Source organism: Fictibacillus sp. BK138, from assembly GCF_004216955.1.
Taxonomy (GTDB): domain Bacteria; phylum Bacillota; class Bacilli; order Bacillales; family Fictibacillaceae; genus Fictibacillus.
The window spans coordinates 3,176,246-3,196,174 of sequence record NZ_SGXL01000001.1; the positions used below are offsets into that span (position 1 = coordinate 3,176,246).

Genomic DNA, 19,929 nt, shown 5'->3' on the forward strand with positions numbered 1-19,929 from the left:
AATGTTTTCTTATATTTCCAATTCCCAATTTAACATAATTTCAAATATTTCACAATCGTTTTCTTTATAATTAATTTTTAGCAAATTCTGCTTGGAACTGAGGCTTGTATAAGGAACGGTTCTCAAGAGCGAATTGTTTCTCTGTAAACTCTCCTGGCTGTACTTTATCCAGTGCTCTGTCCATCATATTCATTCTTGCATCAAAATTATCAATCATGTGAAGAATCTCTGCTTCTCTGATCAGCGGCTGCTTCGGGCTTCCCCATTCTGGTTTACTATGATGGCTGAGCACAAGATGCTGAAGGACAGTTACTTCTTCTCCATCAATCTCCAGTTCTTTTGCTGCCATCCCGATCTCATTTACCATGATCGTAATATGACCGAGCAATTTACCTTCTAAGGTGTAAGTCGCTGCAACAGGTCCTGACAGTTCGATCACTTTTCCAAGGTCATGCAGAATGATTCCAGAATAAAGAAGATCTGTGTCCAAGGACGGATATAAGTTGCTGAACGCCTTAGCCATATTGAGCATGGAAACAACATGATAAGCAAGACCAGAAACGAATTCATGATGATTCTTCACAGCAGCTGGATATTCAAGAAAATCCGTTTGATACTTTTTAAGCAGGTGCCTCGTGATTCGCTGTATATTCGGATTTTTCATCTCAAATATGTATTGCGTAATCGTCTCCACCATAGCCTCTTGTGTGAGTGGAGCTGTTTCAAGAAAATCGCTTATTTTTACGCCGTCAAGTTCCGTTGCAGGGCGGATTGCTTTAAGCTTAAGCTGCATTTTCCCTCTGTAATTGCCCATTTCACCAGATAGCTTCACAATGGCTTGTGCCGCATAAAGCTCCTCATCTTCAGGAGAGCTGTCCCACAATTTTGCTTCTACATCACCTGACTGATCTTGGAGGATCAGCGTTAAAAACGGCTTTCCGTTGCTGGCAGTTCCCTTTACAGATGATTTGACGAGAAAAAATCCGTCCACCATTTCTCCTACCTTATAAAAAGCAAGTCCTTTTTTCATATTCCACCCCGCCTTTCTTTGTTTTAAGTATAGCATATCAATTTATCAAACTACTTTTGTAAACGCTAAGAAATACAGTTGCAATAGCTCGTTATTCTTTATTTTGCATGTCGTTTATCAGCATTTTGATTTGAAACGCCACACCATTTTTCGTATTAAGCGCTGTTGCTTTGCCTCCGTGGAGTTCAGCAATCCTTTTTACAATAGCGAGCCCAAGCCCAAACTGCCCTTTGTTTCCTTTTCGGAACGGCTGAAAAATCTCTTCTCCTGTCACACCTGTCAACTGCTCACCATCGTTAAAGACCTCGACGATGAAGTAGCTGCCTTTAAAGAATGCAGAGAGCCTGATTGTCTCATTCGCATAACGGAGTGCGTTTTGAACCAGATTATCGAGCAGGATACTCCACTGTTCATGGTCGCCGTTAATCTTGTAATGGTTGCCTGTGATCTCAAAGTTTATATCCTCACGCTGATATCTGAACCGCTCAATAATATCTTCAGCCAGATCACCAAACTCAAACGTTTCTTTAGAGAGGACATCAAGCTTCATCGCATCGAGCTTTGTATAATACAGCATGTTTTGAACACGTTTTTCCATTCTTTGTGTTTCTTTTAAGATAACATCCATCATGTCTTCAGTCGTTTCCTTTGGCATGATGCCATCTTTTACAGACTGTGCATAGCTTTTTATCGTCATGATCGGTGTTTTCAGCTCATGAGAGGCATGCTGAATAAATGTCTTTTGGGCATGATCATGCCGCAGGAGATTTTGCCTCATTTCCTCAAATTGTTTTGATAGCACATAGAACTCGTCATCCCCCTTCCAATGAAAGGGTTCTTGCCAGTTTCTTTTAGCGATCTGCTCAAAACGCTTCCCTAATATCGTCAGTGGTGAGCGGAGATATCTTGCCAGCCAGATTGCTGGAATAATCGAAAAAACACCTGTAAACAACAGGATTAACACGAGCCTCAGCCAAAGTCTGTTAACCATCTGATCACGGTATGTGTCCCACATGTAAGAGATCAAGTAGACAGCTTCACCTTCCGCATTCGTCCCCGTGGAGATCACATAAAACAGAGTCGCGCCTTCATATGTTAACTCATATCGGCCTTTATTCTGTTTTTGCTCATACGCCTTTTCCGCCATCTCACCTAATACTTCTTGAGGAACGGGATCCCCTTGAGAATTGGCATATTGATCGATAATTAAAAAATGGCCTACAGACCGTTCAGCATTTCGCCTTTCAATAAAGTCAACCGATGACTCCCCTTTTTGAGGAAACTGCTTTTGAGGATCACGCACTTTTTGCTGCTCGTTTTCAATAATTCTATATGTTTCCTCTGTCAGCGTATCTTTAATGGACAGCGGATAGATAATGGCTGTCAATAAACCGATCGTAAACAGAAGCAACCCGAACGATAGCCAGATGCGCTGCGTCAGATTTAATCGAATCATGATGGGATGATCCTATATCCAGCACCGTAGACCGTCTCCAAATTTAGACGGGGCATCTTCTTGCGCACACGTCTGATCACATCATCTACAGCCCGTTCAGACCCAAAGTAATCGTCTCCCCAAACATATTCAAGGATTTCTTCTCTTTTTCTTGATTTACCTTTGTTTTCAATCAAATAGAGCAGAACGTCTATTTCTTTGCCGGTTAAATTAATGATTTCTCCATCCCGTGTGATTCTCCTTGAGATTGGATCGATCGTATACCCCGTAATCTCAATGATCTGCGGCATTCTATTGCCCGTTTCATAAACTCTTGTTAAAAGTTTTTTCACGCGAATAACAAGCTCTCTTGGCATGAAAGGCTTAGCGAGATAATCATCACTCCCGAGCTCAAGGCCCACGATCCGGTCGAGGTCCTGATCTCTTGCTGAAATGAAAATAACGGGTATATCCGAATTCTTTTTAATTTCTTTAATAATTTCATAGCCGTCCATACCTGGAAGCATAATATCTAAGATCCAAAGATGCGGAGGGGATCCTTCAGAATTCTTTAATGCTTCTTCTCCATTGTGGTAAACAGAAACATTCCAACCCTCTTTTTCCATATAGGCTTTTAAGACGTGTGAAAGATCTTGCTCATCCTCTACCAAGTAAATCGTATACTCATTTGACATGGGCAATCCCCTCCTTCAATTATTTTTCAGCTAAAACAGAACCCTCTGGCCAGTGGATAAAAGGTACATTTGGCACAAGCGGCTCTAAATGCGAGTGGCAAGTAAAAAATAGAACCTGCCTGTCCTGTGCGATTTCTTGTATCAATGACAGCGTGCGACGAGCCCTGTTTTGATCGAAATTCACTGCGATATCATCCATAAGTATCGGGAATCCAGCTGGACCGGCATTCGCTGCAACAGCGAGTCTGATCGATAAATAAACCTGCTCTGCAGTTCCCCGGCTCAGCTCATGCGGATAAAAGCGGGTGCCGTCCTCTTTTAACACGACTAGTTCATTGGCATCTGTAAACGAAATAGATTGATATTCATCTTCTGTTATTTTACTAAAATAAACACTCGAAGTCTCTAAAACTGCTGGAAGCTTCGTTTTTTGGTAGTCTTCCTTCACCTTCTGCAAGGCATGTTGAGCCAGGCGCAGGCTAGCCCATTTCTTAACAAGAAGGTTCCATTCATCCTTTAATAGTTCATATCGATGCAGATGCTCGGAATATGTGCCATCCTCTAAGAGATTTTTCAATTCCCAATGCAGTTTCGCTTTGTCTTCTGTAGCAGCAGTGTGTTCATCTTTCTGTAGTACTTCTTTTCTCTCAAGATCTTCAAAAAGCTGAACCGTTTCTTCATATTTCTCAGTCATCTTTTCAGCCATGGTGTCAATTTCATGCGGTTCGAATCCTAATGATTGCAACTGATTGTTTAGTGCATCCCACTCGTTAGATACCTTTATAAAAGCGGCATTTTTTTTGCCTATATCATAATAAGCTTCCTCTGTATCAGCCTCTGCTTCGCTCCATAATTTGGCTATTCGATCGTTAATGCTATGAATTTGCTTTGATAGAGAGTCTTTTCGTTCTGATAACTCACTAAAACTTTTTCTTAAATGCTCACTTTCAGCTTCATTTTTTAACTGGTGTTCTAGTTTCGTATACATCGCTTCGATCAGCTTTTTAAAGTCTTCAACAGCTTCCATCTCCAAGTAATAAGCAAGCTTACTAGCTTCATTATTTAACTGGTCGAGTTCGGCTTCTGTATTCTCCAGTTTATTGATCGCTTTTTCTTTTTGTTTTATGACCTCTTTAATTTTCATGAGGGTGTTCATATAACCTGATAACATCAGCTTCTCTTTATCACCCGTATATCTGTACTGTTCAGCCCATCTTTCTGTTTTCTCATTCACTTTTGCTTCTTCTATCTCTAAATAATCCAGCTGTTTGGCAATTTGCAGATATACATTATTCTCGTGCTTAAGAGCTGCTGTTAGCTGAATCCAAAGCTTTCGGTTTTCCTCCTCTTCAAGATAACGCTGATTAGTACGAAGGGTATTATCTTGTGGGACTATAGCTTTCTTTCCGGTGATGATGGCAAGACCACCGGCTAAGAGAAGGAGCATAATTCCAGCGTACATTACCGCCGTATTTTCAGAAGACCAGCCAGACCAAATCAGAACAACTGCCGAAATTACAGGAAGCATCCAAGCGTATGCAGGAAAAGCTTGCTTTTGATACTTTTTATTTTTTTCTTGTTCATAACGTGCTAACTCTTCTTCAGGGAGAAGCAAAGCTTTTCTTTCTGCTTCCTCCTTTTCCAAGTTCTCAAGCTTTACTCTGGAATCTTCTAAATCATCTTCTAATCTTCTCTTTTTCTCCAGAATCGCATTATGTTGTTTCAGGAGCTCCTCCTGCTCTTGAAGTGAAGATAGGGAAAGTGACATCTTCTTAAGATCCTCATGATGCCAAGTTTCTCCAATAGTTTCAAATAGTCCGGATTCCTGACCACGCCACTCATCTATTTGACTATTGAGCGATATGAGCTGCTCTTGTAGATGCTCATATTGAGGAAGTTTATTAAACAATTGTTTAATATCTTTTTGATAGGACAGCAACCTGCCATCAGTTTCTAGCACTTGCTGATCTCTATCTATTTTGGCCAAACGGTCTTCGATATATTGCATTTCTCCATTTAAGAGAGATACTTCTTTTTGCCATTGTTCATATCGCTGAATGCCATTTTCCGGAAAAGTCGGCTTTATTGTTCCAAACGCCTTTAGTTCGTGATTCAGCTGTTTGTACTTTTCTAAAACAGGACTCAGCTCAAACAGACGTTTGATAGATCTTAACTCTTTTTGTATGAGAGCCAGATCTCGGCTTGTTTCCTGTATTTTAATCTCGAGTGATTCTTTTTGCTTTTCGATTATTTGATAGTTTTCATTTTTTTCTTTAAGCTTTTGTAGGGATTGAGCTGCACTCTTTAACTGCTCCAACTTTTCATTAATAACAGGCTTTTTTCCCGCTTTTTTAAACAATACAGATTGTTTCTTTTCAAACGTCAGTTCAATTCCCAGCAGGTCGCGGTCACCTGAGATCGCCGTGCTAAGCAAGAAGTTCCCTAGTTCTTCCGAAGTTAACTTATCTAGCTTCTGCAACCCGTCAAGTCCAAAGCAATATGCTCCCGTAAACAAAGACTGATCCATTCCATCTAATAGTTGAATTAAAAATGATTCATCTTTTTGCTGGCCAGTTTCATCATAGATGATTACGTCTCCAGCAGCTTTTGTTCCAGAAATTCTTTCGATTGTCCATATTCCGAGTTTTGTATGTTCAACAGTGATCTTTCCACCGATTCTGCTGCCGTCTTTAGGGTCATACTGCCGCTTTGATTGGTTCTTCAAAGGAAAACCGAACAATATACATTTAATAAAATCCATTAATGTTGTTTTCCCTGCTTCATTTTCACCAAACAGCCATTGAAAGCCTGAACGATCCAAAGTAAGCTTGCAATCCTTTAATGCCCCAAAATGATAGATATGCAAAGATATTATTTTCATAATCCACCTATCCTTTGTACAGTTCTGCTAATAATAACTGCTCAGCCTGTTTCTTTACATCTTCCCAATCCTCATCATCGAGTGAGAGAAATTTCCTTACTGTTCTGTGAGTCTTTAATTCAGACAAAGCCGTTTCAAGCTCTCGTTCGTCTTGAAGAACGTTCATAATATCTTGAAAGAATTGAGACTGCTTAATAGATAACTCATCTTGGTTAAGAGAAAGAACATCATTTTTTAATGAAACAACATGCACGAACGAACCTTCTGGATCCTCTTCTCGCAATATCTCCTCAAGATCTTCTATGAAACCCCCATCCAATAGTTCTTCATATAACGGTGTAGATCCCGTTAATCGAATGGTTAGGAATATCCCTTTATATGGATTTCTGTATGTATCTTTTATATTTTCACAATGTGTAATCACTTCTTGCAGATTTTCAGCATCATTACAATCAACGGTAGCTTCGTACCACTCAATATCTGAAGTCGCATGAAAAACGCTTGAAGCCTCGGTACCGTTAAGAGTAACGATATAACCCCCTTTTTCACCTGTTTCACCGCTATGTCTTCCTTGGATGTTTCCGGAATAGCGGACAGAAGGTTCATCATAAAGATCCATTTTTTTATGAATATGGCCTAGAGCCCAATAATCATAGCCCTTTTTTAAAAGCTCCGATAATAAAAACGGTGCATAACGGCTGTGTCCGCTATAACCGTCGGCTTGTCCGTGCAAAATCCCGATGTGATACAGATCGTCTTGCTTTTCTGGAAAATGGATCGTTCGGTTGTCTGTTACAGCTGATGTTTCATAACTGAATCCATGCAGGCAAGCAATCATCTTCCCTTCTTTTTCATAGTATAAAGATTGGACGCTGCTCCCTTGAAAGAAGTGAACATTCTTCGGCCACTCCAATGCAACCCACTGACCATCTAGCGGATCATGGTTGCCATGAACGATGTAAACTTCTATATGATGAGACGCTAGTTTTGTAAAACAATTTTTCAGAAAAGATTGTGCCTTCAAGCTTCGCTGACCGCTGTCATAAAGATCGCCGGCGATGATTACAAAATCTACTTTTTCCTGAATCGCTATATCAACAAGTCTATTAAACGACAAGAACGTACTTTCAAAAAGACGCTTCAACATCCCTTCCGGCAATGAGGAAAGCCCCTTGAACGGACTGTCTAAATGCAGGTCTGCACAATGTAAAAACTTTATCATTCCACTCATCCTCTTTTTCTACCATTCTTCCCCTCATTTTAACATATATACGAAAGCACGTTCGCTAATTAAGCCGTTTACGGTACGTGTTCTTTTATTTATTTTTTACACGTTCACGCAAAATTTGAAGTGTTTCACGCAGAAAACACGAAGTTTCACGTATTATGAATCGAGTTTAACCAGAACATCTCTCGTTTCACGCATTATGAATCGAGTTTCACGCAGTACGACCTACCCTAAGTTTAAACAAATGTTTAACAATCCTGAACTCGCTAAAAATTACACAAAAAAAGAGAACTGAATCCATTCGGGTATTTCCTGAATGAATCAGCTCTCTTTTTTAATAAAATTGATTAAAGTTCAGTTGTATTCTTCTTTTCTTGTTTTGATAAAAGCAGTGCTTGCTTGAATAGTTTCAATGATGGTGCGTTGCCGTACATAAGAACTCCTCCGCGATATACGCGTGCGCCAATTACCGCGAAAAGACCGATGGCAGCAATTAGTACACCAATTCCGAGTGCAACTTCCCACACTGGCAGCGAAAGCATACCTACACGAAGAAGCATAAGCATCGGTGTAAAAAGCGGGAAGTATGAAGCTGCTGCAACAAATCCAGACTCTGGGTTCTCTCTGCCGTACATCGCAATCATAAAGGCAGCCACGATCACGATCACCACTGGCGTCATCAGATTGTTTACCTCTTCTACCCTGCTTATCAATGAACCCATCATGGCAAAGAGCGTTGCATAAAGGAAGAATCCTAAAATAAAGAAAACGAGAGCATAAACCATTAATGAGATTGGTATTTCATTGAGCTTAAGCTCTTGTATAATACTTTCGCTTCCACTAAGATTTTCGTTCAATTTTACAGCCGCAAATCCTCCACCTATAAATAGTACAAGCTGTGTCAGTGCGATCAGAACGATACCGAAGATTTTACCAAACATCTGTGTTACAGGTGATACAGATGAAATCAAAATCTCCATTACCCTTGAAGACTTTTCTGTTGCCACTTCAACCGCGATCATACTGCCGTACATCATGACAGACATATACATGAAAAACAGAACCACGTATACAAGAATATAGACTTGTTCCGCTTCTTCTTCACTTTTAGCTGTTGTTGAAAGTGACTCTTTTTCAAATGATACCGGCAGATAGATTGCTGCAAGCTGTTCCTGATTTAATCCAATCGACTCAGCTGCCGACTTATTCTTAATATGCTGTAAAGCCATCTCTATATCAGTAATCAGGCTCTGCTGTGTTACATCTTCAGCTTTATAAACCGCTGTTACGATGCCTGAAGCATCTTTATCTAAAATCAAAAGACCATCTAGCTTCCCGTCAATTACAGCTTTTTCAGCATCACCTTCTGATTTCGTGTATGCTTCCGCTTTCAAGTCATCCCCTGCTTGCTCTAACTGTGCTTGCAGTGCCGGCAGTGTATTGCCTGTTTTATCGATCACTCCTACTTTTGATGCTTCCTCTTCACCGAACATTTTTGTAATCTCATTCATGTTCGTTACGACGAATAATAAAGCGATGGTAATAAGAGTCGTGATCAAAAACGGTTTTGACTTTATCTTAGATCGGTATGTATGCATCATGACGGTGATAAATTTACTCATGAACCACACCTACCTTTTCAATGAAAATATCATTTAATGATGGCTCTTCGAGTTCAAACTTTCTCACAAATCCTTTTGACTGAACCGCTTGGAACAAACTATGCGCTACTTCTTCCCTTTCAACTTGCAGCGAAATGCCGTCTGCAGTCATGCGGTGCTTCAAAACGCCATTTGTATCTTTTAAATAAGTAAGATCAAAATCTGCTTTTACCAAAACATTCTTCTTTCCGAAAGATCTCTTAATCTCTTTTAAGTTGCCCTGAACAACTGACTTCCCTCTATGCATGATGCACAAATGCTGACACAGTTCCTCTACATGTTCCATTCTGTGACTGGAGAACACAATAGTCGTACCTTCTTTTTTCAGTTCATGAACAGCATTCTTTAATAGTTCTACGTTTACCGGGTCCAGACCGCTGAACGGTTCATCCAAGATTAATAGTTCTGGACGATGAATAACGGCCGCAATAAACTGTATCTTCTGCTGATTTCCTTTTGAAAGAGACTCTACTTTTTTATTCAAATACTCCTCTGCCCCAAAGCGTTTTAACCATTTATCAGTTTGTTCTTGAATAAGTGAACGAGACATTCCCCGAAGCTGTCCTAAATAGATCAGCTGTTCTTTTACGGTAAGTTTGGGATAAAGTCCTCTTTCTTCGGGTAAATAACCGACAAGATCACTAGTTTGATAAGATATTTCTTTGTGATCCCAAGTGATCGTTCCTTGAGTCGGAGTTAATAAACCGAGAATCATTCTGAATGTTGTTGTTTTACCTGCGCCGTTTGCACCTAACAACCCAAAAATTTCACCTCTAGGAATTTCTAGATTCAGTCCATCTACTGCTGTAAAAGTACCAAATTGTTTTCGAACATCTTTAATCTGTAACATCAACTTCCCTCCCCGATGTAAAATATACCATATTCTACCTTATACGTGGTGTATCTCCATTAGTTTCAGAGAATTTATTGCTGAATTTGCAGGAAAAAACCGTCGAATGTTGAAATCAATTTTTAGATACGAAAGGAGTTAGACTTATCATGAATACATATGCATTAACTGCTTACGAAAAGAACGGCGAAAAAATATTAGATGAGGCCATTACGGCATCAAATGATTCTGAAGCAAAAGAACGTGGAGAAGCCCGTCTGGCTGAACTAAACATGCAAGAAAAAACGCATCGCCTGACTTCACCAAAGGGGCAACTGCTTCTTTTCCATCGCTAATGAAACTCATGGAAACGAGGGGAAAAACAGTGAGTGAAGTTATAATTCGAGAAGCACGTTATGAGGACAGCTACGAACTTTCTTTATTAATGGGTGAGCTTGGTTACCCCACTGCTCCTGAAGAAATGACCGAGCGATTAGAAACGCTGCTTCCTAACGAAGCATATGCTTGTTTTGTTGCTTGCATAAACGATCAGGTCATCGGCATGATCGGTCTGACAAAAGGCCTCTACTTCGAGAAAAATGGGTGTTACGCCAGGATTTCTGCTCTTGTTGTAAGTGAAGAATTCAGAGGAAACGGCATCGGCAAACAGCTTGTCCGCTTCGGAGAAGAATGGGCAAAAGAACAAGGAGCAACTGCTATCTTGCTGAACAGCGGAAAACAAAGGACCGATACTCATGAGTTCTACCGGAGTTTAGATTATGATGATACAGGTCTTCGTTTTATTAAAGTAATGCTTTAAAGTGGTTGATTTCCGTTCCAGGTTGCTTCGCTTTCCGCGGGGCGTGCGGTGAGCCCCTTGCCGCTTTGCGCCTTTAAGGGTCTCACCTGACCGCTCGTCCCGCAGGACAAGGAAAACTTCGACAGCATTACATCGCACGAAGAAAATTGATTTTCATTTTCGAGGAGTCTCGCACCTTACACTCCAATTACTTGCCAAAGAAGTAAATACAAAAACAAAAAAACCGGGTGCTGGATCGTGGCACCCGGTTTTCCTATATTCCGATCATTTTATTGACCCCGTAATGTCTATGTTGTCTATTTTAGATTTACCCACACGCTCTTCACTTCAGTGTAGTTGTTCAAAGCATAAGATCCCATCTCACGGCCGATACCAGATTGCTTGTATCCTCCGAATGGTGATGCAGCATCAAATGCATTATAGCAGTTCACCCAAACTGTACCTGCACGAAGTTTGTTAGATACATAGTGAGCTGTTTTTAAATTCTCTGTCCATAGTCCTGCAGCAAGACCATACTCAGAATCGTTCGCACGAGCGATAACATCATCCAAGTCATCAAACGGCATTGCAGCTACAACTGGTCCAAAGATTTCTTCTTTTGCAATCGTCATCTTATCATCAACGTCAGCAAAAATCGTAGGCTCTACGAAATATCCTTTATCAAAAGGAACAGATCCTCCTGATAGAAGTTCAGCACCCTCATCTTTACCTTTTTGGATATAGCTTAGAACGCGGTTATGCTGTTCTTGGGAAACGAGAGGTCCCATTGTCGTTTCAGGATCCAGTCCAGGTCCCTGCTTGATTTTTTTAGCATGTGACACAAGGTCAGCTACTACGTTATCAAACGACTTCTTCTGGATATATAAACGGGATCCCGCACAACAAACTTGTCCTTGGTTGAACATGATTCCGCTTAATGCTCCTGGAATCGCACGGCTCATGTCAGCATCAGGCAAGATAATGTTCGGTGACTTACCACCAAGCTCTAATGTAACACGCTTCAAAGAGTTAGAAGCATTGCGCATGATCAGCTTACCAACTTCAGTTGATCCAGTAAATGCGATCTTGTCCACATTTGGATGGTCAACTAAAGCTGCTCCAGTTTCACCAGCACCTGTTACAACGTTTAGCACACCTTCAGGGAAACCAGCTTCTTGAGCTAATTTAGCAAGGTATAATGCAGAAAGAGGCGTTTGCTCTGCAGGCTTCAATACAACTGTACATCCAGTCGCAAGTGCTGCTCCAAGCTTCCAAGCCGCCATCAATAACGGGAAGTTCCAAGGAATGATTTGTCCAACTACGCCTAGCGCTTCATGGCGAGTATAGTTGAAAAAGCTTCCTGCGACAGGAATCGTCTGTCCAACAATCTTTGTTGACCATCCAGCATAGTAACGGAAATGCTCGATTGCCAACGGAACATCAGCGTTCATCGTTTCACCGATAGGCTTACCGTTGTCCAATGTATCAAGCTGTGCTAATTCTTCTTTATTTTCTTCCATTAAATCAGCTAGTTTGTAAATTAAGTAACTGCGCTTTGATGCAGGCATCTTCGACCAGTATCCAGTTTCGAATGCTGCTCTAGCAGCTTTTACTGCCTTATCGATGTCTTCTGGACCACCTTCTGAAACCACTGCTAGTACATCGCCAGTTGAAGGGTTTAATGTTTCAAATGTTTTTCCGCTTGCTGAGGAGACCCATTCTCCATTAATAAAATGTTTTTTCGTTCCGTTCAGGAACTCGGCCACCTTTGGTTTTAATTGTAGGTCTAATGTTTTTTCCATTTGAATCCTCCCTTTACAAAGTGAATCTTACGTAAATAATATTCGTCACGATTCATGAAAACCCTTTCATTTTCTACAATTGTAATAAAACTGAAACGTTTTTGACTAAATTCGGCAAACGTATGTCGGTATATGGAGGATTTTGACGATGGATAGATACCGTCGGAGAAAAGGTTTTAAATTCTAGATAGGTCGTAAATCTCATGAATCGCCCGTAAATCCCGAAAACCGCTCGTAAATCTCAAGAAACCGCTCGTAAATCTCAAGAAACCGCTCGTAAATCTCAAGAACCACACATTAGTTAGTCCCTGCAAACAAAAAAAGAACCCTCTTTGGACAAAAGTATCCATAAAAGGCCCTCTTTTCTCTAAACTCGTTATCTTTTCAACGTCTGGAATCGCATTTGCTTACGGAATACCTCTTTTACCATGTACGGAACGCCTAGCTGATCGTTTGTGCGTGTGATCCATTTTGCTTTCTTCTTTACTTCATCAGGCGCATTCGCCATCGCTACACCTAATCCAGCAAACTCGATCATATCCATATCATTGTAAGAGTCACCGATCGCCACCATTTCATTAGGTGCGATCCCAAGCTTTTCGCCTAAGAACCGAAGCGCATTTCCTTTTGTTACTTTTTTCGCTGTGATTTCCAAATTGCATTTTGTTGAAGAGGAATACTCAAAGTCTGGCATCTGTTCTTTCAAATACTTAATAGCTGACTCGCATTCTTTTTCATCAAAAAACTGAACCTCCATCTTAGGCGGTGAAACTTCTTGTGATAATACGTAATCTCCGAGGTTCTCTGTAAAAGAAACCGGATAGAATAAAGGATCGCCAGTGCTTAGTGTTAGTTTTGCGACAAGCTGGCTCTTTTGCTTCAGCTGATTTCCGATTGAAAAGCGCTCATGTACAACTCGCATATGACATTCGTAGTTCTCGAGAATATCTACTATTCTGTAGGTATCCTCCACAGACAGCCGATTTTCCTGAAGCGGTTCGTCAAGAGATGAAGCAATGAAACCGCCATTGTGGCTGATAAGGTAATTCTCGATCTTAAGAGCTTTTGCTATCTTTTGTGTAGACGGAAAGCTCCTGCCCGAAGCGAGTGTGACATAGACCCCTTTTTGCTGCACATAATCAATGGCTTCTTTCGTTTCTTTATCGATACGGAAATTGCTTCGCAGTAGGGTTCCGTCGATGTCAATCGCCAGTAAACGGTATACCATGTTGCTCCCCCCATTTCGCGAAAATAAAGTATAAGAACTCGAGTTAAGTCTATGACCTTTAAACATGCTTTAGAACGCTGACAAGCCTAGAAACTTATACACATACAAAAACCCCTGTTTCATTTAAAGAAACAGGGGTTCAGTGTATGAGCAATTATTGCTGTTGTCCATCTTCTTCAACCATTGGACCATAAAGCTCTTCCAAAGGCTTTGTGATGACTTTATTAAGGTCATTGATGATCGTGCTCATGCGTTGTTCAGCTGCCATAAGCTTTGAGATCGTCTCGTTTTGCTGAACGTCAGCAAATAGCTTTTGAGCTTCTTCGATCTCTTCTTGTGTAACTTCTTGGCCGCTCATTTGCTTCTGCTGAAGATTGACTTGAATATCGCGGAATTTGCCGAAAAGTTCTTTTGTTTCCGGATTATTATTAACTTCATCATAGCTGTTTTTTAAAGCTTGGAAGTCTTCGCTGTTTCTTAATGCTTTTTCTAGATCGTATGCAACATCATATACGTTTGCCATTGGTATAATACCTCCCATGAATTAAAGTACGGTACCCACTATAACAGACTCTACAAAAATAGTACAAGGATAGACTGAAACAGACCAATAATTCCGCCTAAAAGCGCTCCGAGCCACGTAATCATTTTCAGTTCGCTCTTCGCGATCGAGATGATGATCTCCTCTAAACGCTCAAGCGAAAAAGCTTCAACTTGCTCTTCCACAATTTTAGCCAGGTGCATCTTTTCAAGAAGTACGTCAAGTCTTGCTGCAAAAAGATCAAGCCCTGCAGCAACCGCTTTTGGCGTCAGTTCATCGATAAGCCAGTTTTCGAATGTTTCTGCCAAAGTACTGAGAGGAGTGTTTAAATATTCTTGGATCGGCAGTCTTTCCGTAATTTCTTTTGCCAGTCCAGCCGTAATGTCCGGCATGTCCGGCATGTTCAGAAGTGCAACAGCTTCTCCCATTCTTTTTTCCATAAAACCGCGGTACTCCTGCTGAAGCAGTTTAAGCAATGTCTCACGTGTATTTTCATGTTTCAGAAACTTCATTAATTCTGGCTGTACTTTTTCAGCAATGCTTACGTTTCCGAAGAACATTGAAACCATGTTGACAAGCATGCCTTTATCCATTAGAAAAGCATCTATACCGCCCGCTAAAGCCTTCCTGCCTTCTGTACTCTCCAAATAGAGCACACCTCTGTTTAATAGCCAGTCCACAACTTCAGGCAGCTTCTCCTCCCCTGCTGCTACAAACCTTTCAGGCATTACATCCTTCATTTCTTTGCTGTCTGATTCCTCGAGCATTTTTTTCATTCTGTTCGCTAGCCACGTTTCAGTCGTCGTTTGGATACGGCTATGAACATCTTCAACGCCGAAGTCTTTTTTCAGCAGTTCTTGGATTGTGATGTCACTCTGTAAAAAGCGTTTAACCTCACCTTGAACGAGTGCCGTCATCTCTGAGCGAAAGCCCGAGTCGTTAATTTTCGTCTGCACACCCTCAGCTGTCAGAAGATGCTTCGTAACTGTTTCTCCTAATTGTACAGCCAACTGATGCCTTCTTTTCGGAATGAGTCCGGGAGTAAAAGGCACCTTGAATTTACCAATATATAATGTGTTAAAAGGCCGAAATAACATTTTGATGGCGATTAAATTTGTCAAACCGCCAATAAATGCTCCGACAACGACCATGATTGTCAATGTAAGCCACATATTCATAGCATTCTCTCCATTACTGCTTAATCTATCTTCTAAGTATACGCCATTTTAAAAGCTCCAAGCAATTTGGACCTGAGGCTTACTCTGGATCACCATTGTCCGGAAGCAGATCTACATAATAAAAGCGATCTTCACCTGTATACATATCTTTTGCAAGCCGGTACTCCCCTAACTTATACGCAATAGGAAAAGAAAAGTTCGGTCCGTCGAACACAAATGTATGAAACTCTCCATTTTCTCCGCATATGTCATGATCTGCCGGGTAATCATTTACAAACTGTTTATCGATCACTCTTCCGGAAAACGCAGAATCTATTTTAAATGTATCCACACAGCAAACTACCGTTTTAAAACCATTATCCACAAATTCATCTATCAGCTTATTTGAATCTTCTCCCCAAATAGGAAAAACAGGTGTTAGTCCTGTTCCTTCAAGCATCTTTTCACGATAGGATTTAACATCTTCTAAAAAAATATCACCGAACATGATATAAGATATGTCATCAGCAATTATTCCATCCACAGCTTCTTCCATTCGCTGCTGATAGATTTCATTCGGGCAATCACGCGGTATCCAAACTTTTCTTAGCGGGATGTCTAGGGATTCAGCTTGAAGTTCCAAAAGTCTGTTTCGAACGCCATGCATCGTTGTCCTGTCGTAGTCTTCTGTTAACGTGGTCAGCAGGGAATCGACCTCCCACTCACCAGACCTCTGCAATCTATGTAAAGCTAGAACAGAGTCTTTCCCCCCGCTGAACGAAACAGCAATTTTTTTCTTCATCTTTCCCCCACCTTTTATTGTTAGTTTATAAAGGCGGCAGCTCGAACGAATAGCCTTCCGCTTTCAGTTCTGTAATCAGTTCATCTAAAATTTTCACCGTTTGCTTTAGTTCATGCAACAGAATGACTGAGCCCGCCTCTGCAAAATTAAGGATGTTATGAACGATATGGACGGGATTTTCTTTATGCTCCCAATCCAGTCCCGCTACTTCCCATAAAAATGGTATAACATCTAACTCCTTCAGAACTTTAAGTGTATCTTCATTAAACTGGCCATATGGCGGACGGAAATATTTCATCTGCTGGCCGGTTAAGTGTTCAATATACTGCTTATTTGATGTGATATCGTGAAGCTGTTCCTTATAGCAAAGTCTCGTCAAATCTCTATGTCTGATGGAATGACCACCTATCATGTGGCCATCATCTAATACCCTCTTCCAGGGACGGTGTTTATGCAGCAATCTGGATTGCCAGAAGAACATCGCTTTTACTTCATGCTTCTTTAAAATATCTAAAATCGGAACCAGTACTGAAGAAGGTCCATCATCGAAAGTCAGAATCAGAGACTTTGATGAATGATGGTTCCAGTCTCGTTTGTTCGTCCATATTTCTGAATTCTCCCAGTCGTACACGACCGTTGATGAAGTTACTCAAGGGGATTTTTTCATCTCCCTCTCCTCCTGTTCTTTCAAATCGGTTTTTGAATACGGCATAACATTGCTATAATAATAACAAGGTTTCCTTTGAAAGGATATGAAATAGGATGCTAAATAAATTAAAGAATCACTACAAAGAGGCGTTAACAACTGACCTTTCAAATCAATCGGGGTACATGTGGTTCGCTACACATACCGGAGAACCGTTTGGTATAAAACAATCTGTACTATCCGATTCAGAAATACAGCTGCTGCAAAGCATGTTTGAAAGATACGAGAACGAAACTATCGTTCAGTATACTTCTGCACAGTTAAGTTGGAAGAAGATCCTTTCAGGTGAAAACAAAGTGAACGACCAAGGATTCTATCGTTATATTCACTTCTTCAGCAAGCAACCCATTCTTGATTACACCTCTTTCTCAGAGGCTGTCAGCGGACTCTTTCCTGAAGAAGCTGTTTTGCTTTTAAATGAAGAAAGCAAGAGCGGAGTCATTATCGAAACATCAAAACAAGAATACAATGACACACCATACGAAGCTTTAAAAGATACGTTGTCTACAGATTTTTATATGGATCTATCAATCTACATTGGTTTATTTCAAACCGATAAAGCTTTAGCGAAAGAAATCTATGAACGTGAAAAAAATGACTTTTTAAGTGTTAGAGGGTATTTGCAGCCTAAAGCTGTTTATACCATCGCTGACCTTATACCCCTCATGCTGCTTCATTCTGCAAGTCCTGCCACACAAAAAACTTTAACAGGGCTTCTGGCTGAATGGATGGAAGAAGACAAAGAAACCGTTCAAACAATAAAAGTTTTTGTTGAGTGCAACATGAACATATCCCTTGCGGCAAAGAAATTATACATCCACCGCAACAGCCTGCAGTATCGCGTGGATAAGTTCTTTGACCGAACAGGAATCGACGTGAAACAGTTTAAGAATGCTCTTTCTGTGTACATGGCTATATTGTCTCTGGAACAGTTATAAACGATGTGAAATTGGACCGCTTCTAATAAAAGAAGCGGTCTTTTTTTTACAAATAAAGGAATATTAATACCCTTCTAGAATTCTTAAAACTATTAAAGAGATAGAAGAATTAGGGGGATAAAAATTTTATGAGATATGTAAAACAGCCCTTTTTTTTATGCGGTTTTTTGATTTTGCTGGTCATCCTAAGCGGAAGCTTTATTTTTTCTGCTATAAAAGAGCCTAGTACCCCATCTAAACTTTTATACGATGATAGCGGTACAATTATTGATCATGCACCTTTTAAACCAAATGATGAATACCCGCTAGGTTCAGATCAAGACGGAAATAATTATCTCTACGTCTTGGTGGAAGGAGCGAAATACACATTAGGTCTTGTCATGCTAGTTACTTTAGGACGGATGCTATTGTCTATATTTGGTGCATTTGTTCTCTTAATCGTTCCAAAGTTTATTAAAAGAATATTGAGCCAATTATGTAATATCTTTTACTTTGCTCCACTGTCTATTTTTGCGTATTTATTAATCGCGCCTGTTCTCATTGTATTTAGTTGGAGCTACTCTGATCTCACTCAATTTACTGTAACGATGATCGTATTAATCTGTCTTACACTGCCCATTTTATCTTTACAGATCGCTGATGAAATTTCTATTTTATCAAAAGAGGAATATATTCAGAACGCACACCTCTTAGGAGGCGGTATGATTCATATTTTTTACAGACATATTCTTCCTTGTCTTTCTCCTAAACTGTTGCTTCTTACAGTACAACAAGCTGGGCAGACTCTGTCTATCATTGCCCATCTAGCATTTTTGAAAATTTTCATCGGTGGTTTTCATGAGATTACTTATCAAACAACAGGTCCTTCCAACACTGAAATTACTTATATACGAACTTTTTCAGATTCACATGAATGGGGCGGATTAATTGTTCAGAACTGGCCGGCTTATTATGCAGCACCCGTTTTGGTTATTGCTCCCGTTTGTTGCTTTGTAGTTTGTATTATCGCTATTAATCTAATGGTTTCCGGGATTGCAAGAGCTGATCAACATTCTTACAAAAATATAAAAAGAACAAAAACATTAATCGTCCCAGAAGCAGAATCTCCTTCTTTTGTTCCATTAAAAGATAGAGGAGTGAATGCATCATGATGAGACTGCTTTGGAAATTGGTTCTCTTTTTACTCTTGTCTTTAACCGGGATCATTTTATTTACATCATTGCCTGTTTTAATTTTCGATTATGCTATTTTGATGAACAACACTAGATTAATTGATACTGGCCAGATGACAAATAACTCTTTTTTAGTAAACTCTATTGTTTTTCAGCCTTTAGCTTACTGGGATCAGATCAAAACTACAGTTATTCAACTCACTGATATAACGAACACCACTTTTTATAATAATGGAATTAATAAGCCATTGCTGCCCATGTTAATGGAAGTATATCCACAATCGATTTCCTTTTTAATAGGAGGACTTTTCTTAAGCTTATTATTTGGCATTACATTTACAATTCTCTATATGAATTTCCCTGTTGTCGTCAAAAATTTTATTAAAAAGTGCATTCTAGCTATCGAAACCTTGCCTGACGTTTTCGTCATTCTTTTGGTGCAATTGGCAGTCATATGGATTTATAAAAATACTGGACTGCTTATGTTCAATATTGTAAATGTGTACAAAACAAAAGCTTATTTCCTTCCCACTCTTGCCATATCAATTCTTCCGACACTGTATGTTATTAAGTACCTCATCTTAACGATGGAAGAAGAATCAACTAAGATATATGTGGAATTTGCAAAAGGAAAAGGATTAAAAAAAATATATATATTACTTGCTTATCTGTTGAAAAACACGGCAGCACAGCTGTTTGGCCAATTAAAGAATATATTCTGGATCCTGCTTTCTAATTTGCTGATGCTTGAAATTATCTTTAATATATACGGCATCACCCGATTCGTAGCGGATTACGGTGTGGAAAACCCTCACCTTGCTGCTATCAGTCTAATCGCTATATTTCTCCCGTTCTTTGTTCTTTTTGCAGCTGGAAGCCTATTGATAAGACGATTAGACCCTCGTTAAATAAAAACCCTCACCCCTTTTTGTGCATCTTGCATAAAGAGGGATTTTTATTTTGGGCAAGTCGTCCATTTACGCCACCAGTATGAAAGCGTAAACTTAAAACATCAAGAAAACGTT

The 19,929-nt window shown here is 40.0% G+C and carries 18 protein-coding genes; 5 read left to right on the forward strand and 13 right to left on the reverse strand.

The window, feature by feature from the left end; translation table 11 throughout:
* Positions 1–70 precede the first annotated feature (70 nt).
* From yhaM to EV282_RS16035, 7 genes are all read right to left on the reverse strand, one after another.
* Positions 71–1,030, reverse strand: coding sequence for a 3'-5' exoribonuclease YhaM (yhaM, locus tag EV282_RS16005; protein ID WP_130296749.1), 960 nt, complete (start codon positions 1,028–1,030; stop codon positions 71–73).
* A 91-nt stretch (positions 1,031–1,121) separates the two neighbouring features.
* Positions 1,122–2,486: a HAMP domain-containing sensor histidine kinase gene (locus tag EV282_RS16010; protein ID WP_130296750.1), complete on the reverse strand. Its 1,365-nt coding sequence runs from the start codon at positions 2,484–2,486 to the stop codon at positions 1,122–1,124.
* Positions 2,483–3,160 carry a response regulator transcription factor gene (locus tag EV282_RS16015; RefSeq protein WP_130296751.1) on the reverse strand — a complete coding sequence of 226 codons (678 nt, stop codon included), beginning with the start codon at positions 3,158–3,160 and terminating at the stop codon, positions 2,483–2,485. Before EV282_RS16015 ends, EV282_RS16010 begins: the two co-directional genes overlap by 4 nt.
* A 19-nt stretch (positions 3,161–3,179) precedes the next feature.
* Positions 3,180–6,041 carry an ATP-binding protein gene (locus tag EV282_RS16020; RefSeq protein ID WP_130296752.1) on the reverse strand — a complete coding sequence of 954 codons (2,862 nt, stop codon included), beginning with the start codon at positions 6,039–6,041 and terminating at the stop codon, positions 3,180–3,182.
* 7 nt (positions 6,042–6,048) lie between these two features.
* On the reverse strand, positions 6,049–7,263 hold the full coding sequence (locus tag EV282_RS16025; RefSeq protein ID WP_165389497.1) for a metallophosphoesterase family protein: 1,215 nt from the start codon (positions 7,261–7,263) through the stop codon (positions 6,049–6,051).
* A gap of 353 nt (positions 7,264–7,616) precedes the next feature.
* Entirely contained in the window at positions 7,617–8,891 is a 1,275-nt protein-coding gene (locus tag EV282_RS16030) for an ABC transporter permease (RefSeq protein WP_130296754.1), read from the reverse strand.
* Positions 8,884–9,780: an ABC transporter ATP-binding protein gene (locus tag EV282_RS16035; protein WP_130296755.1), complete on the reverse strand. Its 897-nt coding sequence runs from the start codon at positions 9,778–9,780 to the stop codon at positions 8,884–8,886. The genes EV282_RS16030 and EV282_RS16035 overlap by 8 nt, the downstream gene beginning before the upstream one ends.
* 149 nt (positions 9,781–9,929) lie before the next feature.
* Between EV282_RS16035 and EV282_RS16040 the strand changes: the two genes are divergently transcribed.
* Positions 9,930–10,115, forward strand: coding sequence for a YhzD family protein (locus tag EV282_RS16040; RefSeq protein WP_077363479.1), 186 nt, complete (start codon positions 9,930–9,932; stop codon positions 10,113–10,115).
* 29 nt (positions 10,116–10,144) lie between these two features.
* Positions 10,145–10,579 (forward strand): GNAT family N-acetyltransferase, encoded by a 435-nt coding sequence (locus EV282_RS16045; protein WP_165389498.1) that lies wholly within the window; start codon positions 10,145–10,147, stop codon positions 10,577–10,579.
* Positions 10,580–10,875: 296 nt separating this feature from the next.
* On the opposite strand, the gene EV282_RS16050 is transcribed toward EV282_RS16045, so the two are convergent.
* From EV282_RS16050 to EV282_RS16075, 6 genes are all read right to left on the reverse strand, one after another.
* Entirely contained in the window at positions 10,876–12,360 is a 1,485-nt protein-coding gene (locus tag EV282_RS16050; protein ID WP_130296757.1) for an aldehyde dehydrogenase family protein, read from the reverse strand.
* Between the two features lie 376 nt (positions 12,361–12,736).
* On the reverse strand, positions 12,737–13,588 hold the full coding sequence (locus EV282_RS16055; RefSeq protein WP_130296758.1) for a Cof-type HAD-IIB family hydrolase: 852 nt from the start codon (positions 13,586–13,588) through the stop codon (positions 12,737–12,739).
* 154 nt (positions 13,589–13,742) lie between these two features.
* On the reverse strand, positions 13,743–14,111 hold the full coding sequence (locus tag EV282_RS16060) for a YlbF family regulator (RefSeq protein WP_130296759.1): 369 nt from the start codon (positions 14,109–14,111) through the stop codon (positions 13,743–13,745).
* A 50-nt stretch (positions 14,112–14,161) separates the two neighbouring features.
* Positions 14,162–15,307, reverse strand: a complete 1,146-nt coding sequence (locus tag EV282_RS16065; RefSeq protein WP_130296760.1) for a DUF445 domain-containing protein — start codon at positions 15,305–15,307, stop codon at positions 14,162–14,164.
* A gap of 79 nt (positions 15,308–15,386) precedes the next feature.
* A complete protein-coding gene (locus EV282_RS16070; RefSeq protein WP_130296761.1) occupies positions 15,387–16,088 on the reverse strand; it encodes a diphthine--ammonia ligase in 702 nt (233 codons plus the stop codon).
* Between the two features lie 25 nt (positions 16,089–16,113).
* Entirely contained in the window at positions 16,114–16,719 is a 606-nt protein-coding gene (locus EV282_RS16075) for a polysaccharide deacetylase family protein (RefSeq protein ID WP_242611893.1), read from the reverse strand.
* Positions 16,720–16,850: 131 nt separating this feature from the next.
* Between EV282_RS16075 and EV282_RS16080 the strand changes: the two genes are divergently transcribed.
* The 3 genes from EV282_RS16080 (at position 16,851) to EV282_RS16090 (ending at position 19,812) form a co-directional block, all read left to right on the forward strand.
* Positions 16,851–17,732 (forward strand): PucR family transcriptional regulator, encoded by an 882-nt coding sequence (locus EV282_RS16080; protein WP_130296762.1) that lies wholly within the window; start codon positions 16,851–16,853, stop codon positions 17,730–17,732.
* Between the two features lie 128 nt (positions 17,733–17,860).
* Positions 17,861–18,883 carry a hypothetical protein gene (locus EV282_RS16085; protein WP_130296763.1) on the forward strand — a complete coding sequence of 341 codons (1,023 nt, stop codon included), beginning with the start codon at positions 17,861–17,863 and terminating at the stop codon, positions 18,881–18,883.
* Positions 18,880–19,812, forward strand: a complete 933-nt coding sequence (locus EV282_RS16090; RefSeq protein ID WP_130296764.1) for an ABC transporter permease subunit — start codon at positions 18,880–18,882, stop codon at positions 19,810–19,812. Before EV282_RS16085 ends, EV282_RS16090 begins: the two co-directional genes overlap by 4 nt.
* Positions 19,813–19,929: the final 117 nt, after the last annotated feature.